This window comes from Clostridiales bacterium (genome assembly GCA_015243575.1).
Classification (GTDB): Bacteria; Bacillota; Clostridia; order Peptostreptococcales; family Anaerovoracaceae; genus Anoxybacterium; species Anoxybacterium hadale.
On record CP042469.1, the window covers coordinates 1931980 to 1947559 of the forward strand.

Here is a 15580-nt window from a genome sequence, read left to right on the forward strand (position 1 = left end):
CCTTTAATACGTATTACTATGATAAGTTTAGAGATGACCGTCCAGCATTAAATTCACTTTCAATACATTGACAGAAGGTTCTCCCCAAAATCCCAGAAATCTACCTTTCGTACATTCCTTAACAACAGCTCGTACGTCGGATTCCTTAATCCCCCTTTCTCTTGCGATACGAGGAATTTGATATTCGGCGGCTGCCGGCGAAATGTTCGGATCACAACCGCTTCCGGATGCAGTAACAAGATCTGCGGGAATGTCAGACTGATTCTTCGGATCAATCGAACGCCACCATTCAGTTCGTTCCTTAACAAGCTTCGCTTGCTCCTTGCTTGCGGGAGAAAGATTCGTTGTTCCCATCGGTCTGCCAATCAGATATTCGGGTTTGGTAAATTCCTGTCCGATCAGCACAGAACCATATTCTTTTGAAGTATCGTCGTTCAGTGTTACTTTCAGGATACTTCCGTCAGCTTTTTCACGAAATGCTGTTTGTGCGATTCCAGTAATCAACCCAGGGTATATTACTCCGCAAATCAATGTGAAAAGCAGGAAGCTCAGCAGCGCCGGTTTTAATGTTTTTATCAATAGACTCATTTTATTCACCTCACACAAGACCAGAGACGGTCAAAAGGATATCAATCAGTTTGATTGCGAAAAACGGGGCAATGAAACCACCGAATCCGTAGATCAGCATATTTCTTTTCAGCAGGTTTCCAGCCGACATTTCGTGATACTTGACACCTTTCAGCGCGAGCGGAATCAGTGCGATAATAATCAGGCCGTTATATATGATTGCGGAAAGGATTGCACTCATTGTGCTGGTCAGCCCCATAAAATTCAATGCAGCGAGCTGCGGATAAATGTTAAAAAACAACACAGGAATGATGGCAAAATACTTGGCCACGTCATTTGCGACGCTGAACGTAGTAAGGGCCCCGCGCGTCATAAGCAGTTGTTTACCAATCCGTACAATATCGATTAACTTTGTTGGACTGGAATCAAGATCCACCATATTCCCAGCCTCCTTTGCCGCCTGAGTTCCGGTGTTCATGGCAACTGCAACGTCTGCTTGTGCCAATGCGGGAGCATCATTCGTTCCATCTCCGGTCATTGCAACCAAATGTCCCTTCGTCTGGTAATCGCGAATGAGTTCTAGTTTTGCTTCTGGCGTTGCTTCTGCCAGAAAGTCATCCACTCCTGCTTCTGCGGCAATTGCTGCAGCGGTCATAGGGTTATCTCCAGTGATCATGATGGTTTTGATTCCCATTTTCCGTAAATCGTCAAAACGTTCTTTTACACCATTCTTAACGATATCTTTCAAATAGATTACACCCAAAACGGTTTTGTTTTTTATGACCACCAGCGGTGTACCGCCTTCTTTTGCCACTTTCTTCACAATCTTTTCGCATTCCTCAGGATAAAATCCTCCGTTGTCGTTCACGTATGCTTTCACCGCTTCGGCTGCACCTTTGCGGATTTCATTCCCCTGATAATCGATACCGCTCATTCTGGTTTTCGCTGTAAACTCGACAAAGGTCGCACCAAGCTTCGAAAGATCCCTTCCTCTCAGCCCGAATCTTCCTTTTGCAAGAATTACGACACTCCGTCCCTCGGGGGTTTCGTCTGCAAGAGAGGAAAGCTGAGCAGCGTCTGCCAAATCTGACTCAGATATTCCATCAAGCGGAATAAATTCGCTTGCCTGCCTGTTTCCCAGCGTAATCGTACCCGTTTTGTCAAGCAATAGAACATCAACATCCCCTGCTGCCTCGATGGCACGACCACTCATTGCTAAGACATTCGCCTGATTAAGCCTGCTCATTCCTGCAATACCAATGGATGATAGCAGCGCTCCTATCGTAGTCGGGGCAAGGCAAACCAGTAACGCAATTACATTTGTAACTGAAATTGCCGCTCCCGCTCCCATTTGTTTACTTACGAAACTGGAGAACGGAAGCAGAGTTGCCGTAACCACAAGGAATATGATTGTCAAAGCCACAAGAAGGATTTGAAGAGCAATTTCGTTAGGAGTCTTTTTTCTGGAAGCACCCTCAACCATTGCAATCATTTTATCAAGGAAACTTTCTCCGGCTTCTGCAGTGATTCTGATTACAAGCCAGTCGGAGACTAAGGTAGTTCCGCCGGTTACAGCACTCCTGTCGCCTCCCGATTCCCTGATGACCGGTGCTGATTCTCCAGTTATCGCACTTTCATCAACAGAGGCGGCGCCTTCAATCACTTCCCCGTCCATAGGGATCTGTTCATCCGATTTTACATAAACGAGATCTCCCGTTTTTAAGCTGCTGGAAGAAATCTCAACGTAGTCATTCAAATTTTCTGCGGATTTTAATTTCCTTGCTTTTACGTCTTTCCTCGCACTCCTGAGGCTGTTTGCCTGGGCTCTGCCCCTGCCTTCAGCAATTGCTTCGGCAAAGTTGGCAAATAAAACTGTAAACCAAAGAATCAGAGCGATTGCAAGGGTGTATCCCTGACTTTCATCCTTGATTCCTATAAACGCCAGAAAATAAAGCACAGTTGTAAGGATCGCTCCAATATACACCACAAGCATGACAGGGTTTTTCACCTGAATGCGGGGGGATAGTTTGACAAGGGATTGCTTGAGCGCATCTATCATAATCTCATAATTTTTTTCATTCTTTTTCATATCATTTCACCTCAATTCAAGGTTGTAAAGTAATCTGCTATCGGTCCAAGTGCCAACGCCGGCAAGAAGCTCAAAGCGGCAATGATGATAATAATACCAATCAATAGCGAGACAAACATAAGGTTGCTAGTAGACAATGTCCCTTCACTTACAGCAACGCTCTTTTTACCCGCCAGACTTCCCGCCAGATAAATTACCGCAATTAAAGGAATATATCGTACAAGAAGCATAATGATTCCCCCTGTAACATTTGTAAAAACAGTATTCGCGTTGAACCCTCCAAAGGCGCTGCCGTTGTTGTTCCCTAAGGAAGAGAACGCGTAAAGAATTTCTGAAAATCCGTGCGCTCCCGTATTCGTCAGCCAGCTTGCAGCTTCGGGTACTAATACGGCTGCTGCTGTACCGAACAATGTCATGAGCGGCGGTACAAGCACAATCAAGCAAACCATTTTCATATCATAAGGCTCAATCTTCTTTCCTAAATATTCCGGTGTTCTCCCAACCATTAGTCCTGCAATAAATACTGTCAGGATTACAAATGCAATCATCCCATATAATCCGCTTCCGACACCGCCAAATACGATTTCTCCAAGCTGCATCAGGAACATTGGAATCATTCCACCAAGCGGAGTAAAGCTGTCATGCATTGAATTTACTGAACCATTTGACGCTGCAGTCGTTGCTACGCTCCAAAGGGCCGAGGTTCCGATCCCGTGTACAACCTCTTTCCCTTCCATGTTTCCTGCTGCCATGACTCCGTCAAACAGCGGTGCCGTAAACTGTTCACATACGATCGCACCTGCAAGTGCTGCAATAAATAAAACAATCATTGCAATGTAGACTGCCCTTCCCTGCCGGTGGTCCTTCACCGCTTTCCCAAAGGATACACAGAGAGCTGCGGGGATGATCAGAATTGCAAGAAGCTCAAGGAGATTTGAAAACGCCGTCGGGTTTTCTAAAGGAAATGCGGAATTCATTCCGAAAAATCCTCCACCGTTGGTGCCGAGCTGTTTGATGGCAATCTGACTTGCTGCCGGGCCCAGCAGAATCGTCTGGGACACTCCGCTTTCATAGCTTATCACTTGATGATAAGGTGCCAGAGTTTGGACCACTCCCTGTGAAACAAGCAATATCGCCAGCACAAGCGAAAGCGGAATAAGGACATATAATGTTGACCGTGTCAGGTCTACCCAGAAGTTACCGATTGTTTTTTCTTGTTTCACTACAAAACCTCTGATCAGTACAAACAAAACCGCAATTCCGATTGCAGCAGATAAAAAATTCTGGACGGTCAAACCAATGCTTTGTGTTAAATAGGATAGCGTTACTTCTCCTGCATACGCCTGCCAGTTTGTGTTCGAAACAAAGCTAGCTGCAGTGTTAAATGCCAGATCCCAGTCTACCTCCTCCAAATGTTCCGGATTCAAGGGTAAATAGTTTTGCAGCATTTGGATTCCGAAAACAAACACAAGGCAGATGATACTGAACAAAACTACCGCAGCGGTGTATTCCCGCGGCTTCATTTCGTATCTGTCACGAATCCCCAACACTCTATAAATCCCGTTTTCAACAGGTGCCAGTACCGGAGTCAGAAAAACTTTTTGTCCAGTCATGACCCGATAGATATAAGTCCCCAGCGGAACGGAAAGTGTAATCAGCAACAAAAGATAAATTGTCATCTGGATGATAATTAAACTCATAGATTCTCACCTCTAAACAAAACATAAAATAAATAAACCAGCAAACCCACTGCTAGGCAGGCTGAAACCGCTAGAATAAAATTCACAAATGATCACTCCATTTCTTTTTTTCATTCTGATAAAGATCATATTTCTATTTACAACTTGAATATATAACTTAATAGATTAATAGGGTATAAAGGAAAATGCTTATTGCATTAAGATTGTATAAAGATCTGGAAATGTAACCATTTATTAAATTGTAATTCAAGGAACCTCTCTCGAGTAAAAAGGCAAGTCAACAAGCTTATTACTCCAATAAAAAAGAACCATTTCTGGTTCCTTTTTATTACATATTAAGTTCAAACAAATTTAATTCGAACAAATTTGTTATATATTTCCCAATAGGCATCCATCCCTGTCACAGAACGATGCAGATAAAGTATTCTTTGCCCTCGTCAGATATTTTCTGAAGAGACCGCTGAACCTTGAATCGGATGTGATCAGGCACATTGGTCAGCTTATTCTCCATCTGCTCTGACACCATTTCATGCAGTGATTTTCCGAAGAGATTCGTTTCCCATATCTTTGCAGGATTGTTTTCAAATTCGGTGAGCAGGTAACGAATCAAATCCTCGCTTTGCTTTTCGCTCCCCACAACTGGTGATACTTCTGTGGTAATGTCTGTTTTAATAATGTGCAGTGAAGGTGCTTTCGCTTTCAGTCTGACGCCGAATTTATTGCCCTGTTTAAAGATCTCTGGTTCCTCTAAAACCATTTCGGAAAGCTTGGGCTGTACGATGCCGTATCCCGAATCATCAACCTGAACCATTGCATCTTTCAACTTATCATAAGATTTCTTCGCCTGAGCGAATTCCTTTATCAGTCCAAAGAACTGATAATCATTGGCCACTTCCTGACCAGTTAGCTCTTGAATCACTTTATAGAAGAGCCCTTCAACTGGGACAACTTCAACCTCAATATCTCCGGTACCCAGATCCATATTGTTTACTGCGATGGCCTGCACTACATCACCGTCTTCCAGACCGGCAATTGTGCTCTGGATATCTCTAATATTATCAAATGTCTTGCTCCAGTCCTTGATATTCTGAATTAAAGTTGCTTTAATCCAGTGCTCGTTCGGCAAGCCATCAATAAATCCGGGAAGTCGGAATTTGATTTGTGCCGCAGGGAATTCAAACAGTGTTTCGCTCAGAATCTGATTCAGCACCTTAGTGCTCATTCGTGCGCAGTTTGCAGCGATAACCGGGACTTCGTATTTTTCTTCCATGAGACATTTCAGCTCTCTCGTATCTTCCGCATCAGGATCCAATGCGTTTAATACAATGACAAAGGGTTTTTTCAGTTCCTTCAGTTCCCTGACGACTCGCTCTTCTGCTGGGATGTAGCTGTCTCGGTCGATTTCTCCAATCGACCCATCTGTCGTAACAACAATACCTATGGTAGAATGATCAGCAATAACTTTTCTGGTGCCAATTTCCGCGGCTTCTTCGAATGGAATCTGTCTTTCCTGCCAAGGCGTGCTTACCATCCTTGCTTTTCCGTTCTCCTGATGGCCCAACGCATTCTTAACCATATAGCCGACACAGTCAACCATTCGCACCTTAAAGTTGATATTACCCGGAAGCTCAATTGATACCGCCTCAGCAGGAACAAACTTCGGTTCGGTAGTCGTTATGGTTTTTCCCGCTCCACTCTGGGGAAGCTCATCTACGACCCGCTCTTTCACATAGGTGTTTGTCACATTTGGGATCACAAGCAAATCCATAAATCGTTTGATAAAAGTTGATTTCCCTGTCCTTACCGGTCCTACAACCCCTACATAGATGTCGCCCTGAGTCCTCTCAGCTATGCTTTCATATATATTTAGGTTTTCCAATGCACTAACCTCCTCTACCTTTCATTCTACTCATTGGCAGTAAAAATCTACAAATCACAGATTTGTGATTTTCTTGTATCAGTCCTCCATCCGCCAGCTGCGCAGACTGGGCGGGCTAATATCTGTACAATATATTAGAGGAAGTATTTCTTTATTCATAATTTTTTCAGCTAGTACTACAGATCTTATAAAAATAGAGAAACGCCTCTCTTCGATTCAATAGAATCGTCAAAAGGCGCCTCTAAAAATGTTTTTAATGGTACAGCAAGTTACATTGCTTTAAACCATTTCTGAACCAGAGATTACATCTCATTTACCGGATAGAAAATCTCGGTCCATTTCTCGAAGCCATCAGCAGCTCTTTCATAATTATGACTGTTGATTGCTTCCTGCATGGCTTCATAGTACCATTTGCCCTTCTGCAAATCCTTAAATTGAATTGCATCCGGAAGGATATTTTCCTCTTGCACGCTGCGTTCCAATACATTATTGACCAAAGTTACAAATTCCGCTCTTGTAATGTACTGATCCGGTTTGAAAGTGCCGTCTTCATATCCTTTTACCCATCCCTTCGCTGCTGCGGAGAGGATATACTTTTCAGCCCAGTGTCCGCTGACATCTGAGAACTTAACATCACCAGGCTCGGACAGTGCGTCAAATCTTGATGCAACCGTCGCCAGTTCTGCCTTTGTCATAAATGCTCCAGGTCTGAAACTTCCGTCAGCATAACCTGTGAGAACCTGACCGTTTGACAGGGTCCCAATATGCTTGACTGACCATCTGCTTTCTGCCACATCGCTGTAATCTTCTTCGGTTGTTCGGATCGTTTCTCTGTAAGTCGGATCCAATAGTCTGAAGAATACGGCTGCAACTTCTTCTCTGGTGATATTCCCTTGTGGTCTTACCGTCTCATCGGGATAACCTTGAATGTAAGCATAATGATCAACCATGTTCAGGAGCGGCCCTCCGGGTACTTCTTCGTCTGTAATGGTAGTGGTGTTATCCTTATCTCCACCGCCAGAACTTCTTCTTGTAACATTCAGAGTGCCCTTTGCATACAAGATATCATAGTTGGATGTCACATTTGTCTCTCCATCCATGATTACCGCATCTTTTGCGATATTATCAGAAGTTCCTCTAGATGTCTGAGTTCCGATCACAGTAACGCTTATGATATTATCTCCTGCAGCAACTGTTCCTTTCGTCACGCTGTACCCACTGTCGGTTAGAGGCGTCCCATCGTATCTCTTGCTCTTGCTGTTGGCTGTAATTGTTATCTCTCTCGGGTTAATCCTGATCATCGCGCTTCCCGTTACCGACTTGTATCCCGGTTTGGTTACTGTGTACGTTACGGTTCCTTCCCCTACGTTCGTCATGGAGTTTTCCACATCGTACGTTACCGTTGCTCCTGACGGTGCACTCACTTTGATTCCGTGCCCCGTTCCGTCGTATACGCCTTCGTATCCTTCTGAACTTACTTCCTGATCCATGTTCAGCTGGTTGATCACCAAGCTTCCCTTGACATAGGTGATTTCATAATTGGAGGTGTTTTCTCCGATTTCTGCCTCTCCTACTGTCGTTTCGTAAGTTCCAGATTCTGTCTGCGCTTCCGATACGGTTGCACTTGTGATGCTCTGTCCTTCTGCCAGTGTTCCTGCTGTGATTTCATAGCCCGGTGCTGCTACGTTCAGCGGCGCTCCGGTCCAGTCAAGCACTGCACTCTTTGCAGTTAAGGTGATCGGTCTTGGGTTAATGATAACAGTTCCTGTTCCCGTTCTTTCAACATAATTCGGATTTAACACTTTTACATAAACGATTTTTTCTGCTGTCACAGATGTGAACGTTGGTAAAATCTCACTCCAGTCCGTTTCATTCTGGCTGTACAAGATTGTATTGCCATTCTCAGGAAGACTGCCTACAGTGATACTATATGCCTTAGCATCGTATACGTTGTTGTAGTTTTTGACATTGAGCTCTGCTCCTGTTCCTGCTGCGATGCTCAGATTTGCTTCGATGTAGCTCAGTGTGTAATTGCCGGCCCTGAAGCTTCCGTTGTCCTTAAGCGCCAGGCTTCCCTGGTTGATCTTGTATGTCCCGACATCTTCTCCTGCTTCTCTTTCAAGTTCGCCTGTGAAGGTCAAACCTTCCACACTGCTTGTGTAAGTCAGTTCAGGATCGGCTGCTCCGTAGGCTTTGCTCTTTGCATCTGCCGTTACGGTCACAGTTGCCGGGGTGATCGTCAGGTTTGCTTCCACATACGTTACCGTATAGTTTGCTCCTGCACTCAGGCTTCCCTGGTTGATCTTGTATGTCCCGACATCTTCTCCTGCTTCTCTTTCAAGTTCGCCTGTGAAGGTCAAACCTTCCACACTGCTTGTGTAAGTCAGTTCAGGATCGGCTGCTCCGTAGGCTTTGCTCTTTGCATCTGCCGTTACGGTCACAGTTGCCGGGGTGATCGTCAGGTTTGCTTCCACATACGTTACCGTATAGTTTGCTCCTGCACTCAGGCTTCCTGGTTGATCTTGTATGTCCCGACATCTTCTCCTGCTTCTCTTTCAAGCTCGCCTGTGAAGGTCAAACCTTCCACACTGCTTGTGTAAGTCAGTTCAGGATCGGCTGCTCCGTAGGCTTTGCTCTTTGCATCTGCCGTTACGGTCACAGTTGCCGGGGTGATCGTCAGGTTTGCTTCCACATACGTTACCGTATAGTTTGCTCCTGCACTCAGGCTTCCCTGGTTGATCTTGTATGTCCCGACATCTTCTCCTGCTTCTCTTTCAAGCTCGCCTGTGAAGGTCAAACCTTCCACACTGCTTGTGTAAGTCAGTTCAGGATCGGCTGCTCCGTAGGCTTTGCTCTTTGCATCTGCCGTTACGGTCACAGTTGCCGGGGTGATCGTCAGGTTTGCTTCCACATACGTTACCGTATAGTTTGCTCCTGCACTCAGGCTTCCTGGTTGATCTTGTATGTCCCGACATCTTCTCCTGCTTCTCTTTCAAGCTCGCCTGTGAAGGTCAAACCTTCCACACTGCTTGTGTAAGTCAGTTCAGGGTCGGCTGCTCCGTAGGCTTTGCTCTTTGCATCTGCCGTTACGGTCACAGTTGCCGGGGTGATCGTCAGGTTTGCTTCCACATACGTTACCGTATAGTTTGCTCCTGCACTCAGGCTTCCCTGGTTGATCTTGTATGTCCCGACATCTTCTCCTGCTTCTCTTTCAAGCTCGCCTGTGAAGGTCAAACCTTCCACACTGCTTGTGTAAGTCAGTTCAGGATCGGCTGCTCCGTAGGCTTTGCTCTTTGCATCTGCCGTTACGGTCACAGTTGCCGGGGTGATCGTCAGGTTTGCTTCCACATACGTTACCGTATAGTTTGCTCCTGCACTCAGGCTTCCCTGGTTGATCTTGTATGTCCCGACATCTTCTCCTGCTTCTCTTTCAAGCTCGCCTGTGAAGGTCAAACCTTCCACACTGCTTGTGTAAGTCAGTTCAGGGTCGGCTGCTCCGTAGGCTTTGCTCTTTGCATCTGCCGTTACGGTCACAGTGGCCGGGGTGATCGTCAGGTTTGCTTCCACATACGTTACCGTATAGTTTGCTCCTGCACTCAGGCTTCCCTGGTTGATCTTGTATGTCCCGACATCTTCTCCTGCTTCTCTTTCAAGTTCGCCTGTGAAGGTCAAACCTTCCACACTGCTTGTGTAAGTCAGTTCAGGATCGGCTGCTCCGTAGGCTTTGCTCTTTGCATCTGCCGTTACGGTCACAGTTGCCGGGGTGATCGTCAGGTTTGCTTCCACATACGTTACCGTATAGTTTGCTCCTGCACTCAGGCTTCCCTGGTTGATCTTGTATGTCCCGACATCTTCTCCTGCTTCTCTTTCAAGTTCGCCTGTGAAGGTCAAACCTTCCACACTGCTTGTGTAAGTCAGTTCAGGATCGGCTGCTCCGTAGGCTTTGCTCTTTGCATCTGCCGTTACGGTCACAGTTGCCGGGGTGATCGTCAGGTTTGCTTCCACATACGTTACCGTATAGTTTGCTCCTGCACTCAGGCTTCCCTGGTTGATCTTGTATGTCCCGACATCTTCTCCTGCTTCTCTTTCAAGCTCGCCTGTGAAGGTCAAACCTTCCACACTGCTTGTGTAAGTCAGTTCAGGATCGGCTGCTCCGTAGGCTTTGCTCTTTGCATCTGCCGTTACGGTCACAGTTGCCGGGGTGATCGTCAGGTTTGCTTCCACATACGTTACCGTATAGTTTGCTCCTGCACTCAGGCTTCCTGGTTGATCTTGTATGTCCCGACATCTTCTCCTGCTTCTCTTTCAAGCTCGCCTGTGAAGGTCAAACCTTCCACACTGCTTGTGTAAGTCAGTTCAGGATCGGCTGCTCCGTAGGCTTTGCTCTTTGCATCTGCCGTTACGGTCACAGTTGCCGGGGTGATCGTCAGGTTTGCTTCCACATACGTTACCGTATAGTTTGCTCCTGCACTCAGGCTTCCCTGGTTGATCTTGTATGTCCCGACATCTTCTCCTGCTTCTCTTTCAAGCTCGCCTGTGAAGGTCAAACCTTCCACACTGCTTGTGTAAGTCAGTTCAGGATCGGCTGCTCCGTAGGCTTTGCTCTTTGCATCTGCCGTTACGGTCACAGTTGCCGGGGTGATCGTCAGGTTTGCTTCCACATACGTTACCGTATAGTTTGCTCCTGCACTCAGGCTTCCCTGGTTGATCTTGTATGTCCCGACATCTTCTCCTGCTTCTCTTTCAAGCTCGCCTGTGAAGGTCAAACCTTCCACACTGCTTGTGTAAGTCAGTTCAGGATCGGCTGCTCCGTAGGCTTTGCTCTTTGCATCTGCCGTTACGGCCACAGTGGCCGGGGTGATCGTCAGGTTTGCTTCCACATACGTTACCGTATAGTTTGCTCCTGCACTCAGGCTTCCCTGGTTGATCTTGTATGTCCCGACATCTTCTCCTGCTTCTCTTTCAAGCTCGCCTGTGAAGGTCAAACCTTCCACACTGCTTGTGTAAGTCAGTTCAGGATCGGCTGCTCCGTAGGCTTTGCTCTTTGCATCTGCCGTTACGGTCACAGTTGCCGGGGTGATCGTCAGGTTTGCTTCCACATACGTTACCGTATAGTTTGCTCCTGCACTCAGGCTTCCCTGGTTGATCTTGTATGTCCCGACATCTTCTCCTGCTTCTCTTTCAAGTTCGCCTGTGAAGGTCAAACCTTCCACACTGCTTGTGTAAGTCAGTTCAGGATCGGCTGCTCCGTAGGCTTTGCTCTTTGCATCTGCCGTTACGGTCACAGTTGCCGGGGTGATCGTCAGGTTTGCTTCCACATACGTTACCGTATAGTTTGCTCCTGCACTCAGGCTTCCCTGGTTGATCTTGTATGTCCCGACATCTTCTCCTGCTTCTCTTTCAAGTTCGCCTGTGAAGGTCAAACCTTCCACACTGCTTGTGTAAGTCAGTTCAGGATCGGCTGCTCCGTAGGCTTTGCTCTTTGCATCTGCCGTTACGGTCACAGGAGCTGGTGTAATTTTCACCGTCTCACTTCCGGTCACGGTGGTGTAGCCAGGTTTGGCGATCTGATAATAAACGGTATACTCGCCCACGTTCTTGTAAGTCGGTGCAGTTACATCATATGTTCCTTCAACCGTTCCATACTTGATCGCGGCTCCGGTTGACATTACTGTAATGCCATGGCTGGATCCATCGTATACGCCTTCATAACCTGAAGAACTGTAGCTTAAAGTACCTTTCGTTACTGTCAGGGTTCCAAGGGTTTCGGTGAACGTGTAGTTCCCCTTGTCGGCTCCTGCTGTTGTCACGGTGTTGTTTGAGTTTCCAACTATCGTCTGTGTTCCTGTTGCCGTTGCGGTAACAGTATCACCTACGATGATTCCGCCCAGTGTCACGGTGCTGTTTGTCAGCGGTGTTCCGTCATATACCTTGCTTGCACTTCCCGTTTCTACAGTTGCTGCCTTTGGTGTAATTGTAACCGTTCTGCTTCCTGTTATGGAAGCATATCCCGGTTTGGTGATCTGATAGTAAACGGTGTACACACCTACGTTCTTGTAAGTCGGTGCTGTAGTACCATACGTTCCTTCAATCGTACCGTACCTGATCTCTACTCCGGTTGACGTTACTGTGATGCCATGGCTGGATCCATCGTATACGCCTTGATATCCGGATGCACTATAGCTGATTGCACCTGTAACTGTAACTGTAACTGTCGCCGGCACTGATTTGACAATTGACTCCTGGCCGCTTATCTCAACAGTAGCCACCGCGCGATACGTAAATGTATATGTCCCTGGTGCGATTGCTGTGAAATTAACCTTTCCGTCAGTAATGCTTACCGATGCTCCTGAAGGACCTGTAATCGCTGATAAATCTTCAATTCGAAGATCTGTTACGGCTCCTCCGCCCTCAGTTATCTTTGCGTTCACATCATTTGACAAAACATTAATATATGCAGTCTCACCTACTGAAGTTGTTGCTGTATCTGCAACAGCAATCGGAGCAAGCGGCACCACGGGTTTTGGAAATATTGTCGATCCCGTTGTACCTGTTTCGTTCAACGTGTACGTATATGTTGCGCTAACATTGGTATAAGCCGAGCCATAAGTTCCCTCATTTGCGATCACGCGATAAGTGATCAGGTTTGGATCATTCTCAGGCCCAGTACTGATATTGTTTACTGTAATTGTAGTTGTTCCATCTGGATTCACTGTTACAGTAGCTGTGGTAGGTCTTACACTGCCAGGCACTACAGTAAAGCCTGCCGGAACAATGTCCGTCACGGTTCCAGTCGCTCTGGCGTTAATGTCATTTGCGATACTGGAATAGGCATTCTTGATAGCATCTGCTGCTCCAGCAACCTGAGAGATGGATGTATACTGAGAAGAATATGCAGTCCTGTCGGTAGCCTTCGTATATACAACGGCTCCAAAAATTCCTGTATTACTCCTAGTGTAATATCCATCGTCAGCCAATAGGGCGTCTGCGCACTTCATGTCTGCAGAGCCAGATCCATATCCTATCAGCAGGCCAACCGTATATACTATATTACCGGCATCCTGCAATGCCTTTCCTGCCACAACTGCCTCGTTAAATTCATTATTGTTGGTGGAACTACCACTACCGCCCGAGTCGGCATTTCCATTACCCCATCCTCCGGAAGTAATTCGGTAAGTCGGCACACCATCCGTCATGAAGATAACATAACTATCAGCACTACGTCCGCTGACATGGTCACCATTACTGTTTCTGACATCTGAAACTGCTTTTGCAGCCATGAATCCGGCTTCAGTATTGGTTCCCCCATCAGGACGCAAGCTGCTGATTATGCTTTTTGCTGTTGAAGCAACATCAGTATAATACTTATGGCCATTGTTGCTGCCAATGCTATCCTTCCAGCCTGCACTGCCTGCAAATCGATATACGCTAGCTAATTCAGAAAACTTAACAATGGAGACTCTGACATTATTGGCGTTTCCAGCAGCCGTGTTTTTCGCCATAACACTGTCAATAAAAGTATTAGCAGCATCTATGGTCATCTGCATTCTGGTTCTGCCATTACTTGTGTCACCCATACTTCCAGATACGTCGAATACTAAAGTAATATCGACCGGCTTAACCGTTTCAATTTCATCGCCTGCCAGTTCTAAGGTTATATCATAATTGCGATCTAAACCCGGAACAGGCGTAGCTGTCTTCCTTACTGTAACACCATCACTAGCGTCTGCAAATGCATTTGCAGGGACAAGACTAATGCACATTATCATAACCAGAAAAAGTGCTAAGGCTTTTTTGGGTTTCATAAATATCCCTCCTTTATCTTATCCCTATTTACAAATCAGACTGTTCCTCAGATGTGCTCTCAGGAATGGCAACCACGAAACCTTCTAACGGCTTGTATTCCAGTATGATAGAGGTCTGCTCTTCGTTCAGTGTGATGCTGTTAACGTCGCTTGCAATCTCGAACCAATCTTCCGTCAGAACGTATTGTTCAAGGTCGACCACTTGTCCGATTTCCAGCCCTTCCACCGTCTGTACCTCATCTACCTGCTGATTGCCAACATTCAATCGATGTGTTATTGTCAGCACAGCTGCTGTCGGTTCCACAACGATCGCTGGTTCGGTAACCACCTCTTCCTCGATCACCGGAATCTCAACTACTGGGGGAAGCTCCTCTTCAGCAGGTGGAAGTGGCTCCTCTACGGATTCGGCTGCTTTGTAAATAAATGTAATCAGGTTTTCATCCCGCACTAAAGTAATGTTCTTTGTGGATTCATCAACCGAATAACCTTCAATTACAACAGCATCTTCACTTACTTCATCACCGACCATCTGGTCCGTCACCACTTTGTCCTGTAACAGTTTTTCTCCTGCTGCCGTTTCATATTCGACCACATATGCAGTCAAATCCGACTCCGCCGGTACTTGTTCAGGATCTTCAGATGGTTCAACAGCTGGCTCCTCCACAGAAGGATCTTCAGATGGTTCAACAGCTGGCGCCTCCACGGAAGGGTCTTCAGATGGATCGACAGCTGGCTCCTCAACGGAAGGATCTACTGACGGTTCGCCAATAGGACTTTCTGAGGGTTTACCTGCTTGATCGATTACTGGTTCGTCCGTAGAAACTTCCTCCATTGAGGTTGGCTCCCTTGGGTTGTCCTCAGTCGCGTAAACCGATACTGGCATGGAGTAGCTGGCTATTATCGATACGGTAACCAAGGCCATTACGAATAGCTTCGATCTTTTCTTACAATTAAAAAAAGCCATTCTTTCATTTCTCCTTTCATTAAAATAATAAGTAGGAATGAAATATATGGCAGTCGGACGGCCATGGCAACCCGATTCGGATTGCTTTAGACTCCTGACTTTGCGTCCCCGTTTTTCAACGGGTTTGCCGTTTCAATATTCTCCTCTTTTATAGAAACCATCAATATATGCTGCTGCATATACATTCGGTTACTACCATGTAGAGTTCATTTAATTTGTACAGATTATATTTAACATGAGGCTATTATCACATGGACCGGTCACAAAGTAGTCATAAATTCATAATTTTTACCAGTTTTTTTGTATTCTTGTGACCAGAGCCATTGAAATCTTCCACGGAATATTTTCATTAGCATCAAAATTGCGAATTCTTCTTGTTTCTATAAATAAAAAACCACATCTTCCATCTCTGATTCAGTACATGAGAATGAAATATGTGGCAGCTGGACCGCCATGGTAATTTAATATACTGTAGGCTCCAAGCTTTGCGTCACCCACTTTCAAGGGGTTTGCCTTTTCAATATTACATTGTGTTAAATTGTCTCCAAACTAGATATCCGTCAAGGCATTGATGTA

10 protein-coding genes and 2 riboswitches are annotated in these 15580 nt (G+C 46.0%); all 10 genes read right to left on the reverse strand.

Annotated elements, in window-relative coordinates; translation table 11 throughout:
- Window positions 1-27: 27 nt before the first annotated feature.
- The 10 genes from FRZ06_08405 to FRZ06_08450 all read right to left on the reverse strand — a co-directional run bounded on the left by FRZ06_08405 (window position 28) and on the right by FRZ06_08450 (window position 14266).
- On the reverse strand, window positions 28-588 hold the full coding sequence (locus tag FRZ06_08405; GenBank protein QOX63371.1) for a potassium-transporting ATPase subunit C: 561 nt from the start codon (window positions 586-588) through the stop codon (window positions 28-30).
- Between the two features lie 10 nt (window positions 589-598).
- On the reverse strand, window positions 599-2656 hold the full coding sequence (gene kdpB / locus FRZ06_08410) for a potassium-transporting ATPase subunit KdpB (GenBank protein ID QOX63372.1): 2058 nt from the start codon (window positions 2654-2656) through the stop codon (window positions 599-601).
- Between the two features lie 11 nt (window positions 2657-2667).
- Window positions 2668-4356, reverse strand: a complete 1689-nt coding sequence (kdpA, locus tag FRZ06_08415) for a potassium-transporting ATPase subunit KdpA (GenBank protein ID QOX63373.1) — start codon at window positions 4354-4356, stop codon at window positions 2668-2670.
- Window positions 4353-4442 (reverse strand): K(+)-transporting ATPase subunit F, encoded by a 90-nt coding sequence (gene kdpF, locus FRZ06_08420; GenBank protein QOX63374.1) that lies wholly within the window; start codon window positions 4440-4442, stop codon window positions 4353-4355. The genes kdpA and kdpF overlap by 4 nt, the downstream gene beginning before the upstream one ends.
- Before the next feature lie 314 nt (window positions 4443-4756).
- Complete coding sequence (gene spoIVA / locus FRZ06_08425; GenBank protein QOX63375.1) at window positions 4757-6235, reverse strand: stage IV sporulation protein A; 1479 nt, start codon at window positions 6233-6235, stop codon at window positions 4757-4759.
- 302 nt (window positions 6236-6537) lie between these two features.
- Window positions 6538-8709, reverse strand: a complete 2172-nt coding sequence (locus FRZ06_08430; protein ID QOX63376.1) for an S-layer homology domain-containing protein — start codon at window positions 8707-8709, stop codon at window positions 6538-6540.
- 29 nt (window positions 8710-8738) lie between these two features.
- Entirely contained in the window at window positions 8739-9146 is a 408-nt protein-coding gene (locus FRZ06_08435; protein ID QOX63377.1) for a hypothetical protein, read from the reverse strand.
- Between the two features lie 29 nt (window positions 9147-9175).
- Complete coding sequence (locus FRZ06_08440; protein ID QOX63378.1) at window positions 9176-10459, reverse strand: hypothetical protein; 1284 nt, start codon at window positions 10457-10459, stop codon at window positions 9176-9178.
- 29 nt (window positions 10460-10488) lie between these two features.
- Entirely contained in the window at window positions 10489-14040 is a 3552-nt protein-coding gene (locus tag FRZ06_08445) for a VWA domain-containing protein (protein QOX63379.1), read from the reverse strand.
- A 28-nt stretch (window positions 14041-14068) separates the two neighbouring features.
- On the reverse strand, window positions 14069-14266 hold the full coding sequence (locus FRZ06_08450; protein ID QOX63380.1) for a hypothetical protein: 198 nt from the start codon (window positions 14264-14266) through the stop codon (window positions 14069-14071).
- Between the two features lie 783 nt (window positions 14267-15049).
- Window positions 15050-15143, reverse strand: a riboswitch (cyclic di-GMP riboswitch).
- Window positions 15144-15439: 296 nt separating this feature from the next.
- Window positions 15440-15528: riboswitch (cyclic di-GMP riboswitch) on the reverse strand.
- Window positions 15529-15580 lie beyond the last annotated feature (52 nt).

Bases quoted from the DNA above. Each gene is read 5' to 3' on its own strand.
- FRZ06_08405 (QOX63371.1), bottom strand. From the start codon at position 588: ATGAGTCTATTGATAAAAACATTAAAACCGGCGCTGCTGAGCTTCCTG.
- kdpB (QOX63372.1), bottom strand. From the start codon at position 2,656: ATGAAAAAGAATGAAAAAAATTATGAGATTATGATAGATGCGCTCAAG.
- kdpA (QOX63373.1), bottom strand. From the start codon at position 4,356: ATGAGTTTAATTATCATCCAGATGACAATTTATCTTTTGTTGCTGATT.
- FRZ06_08445 (QOX63379.1), bottom strand. From the start codon at position 14,040: ATGAAACCCAAAAAAGCCTTAGCACTTTTTCTGGTTATGATAATGTGC.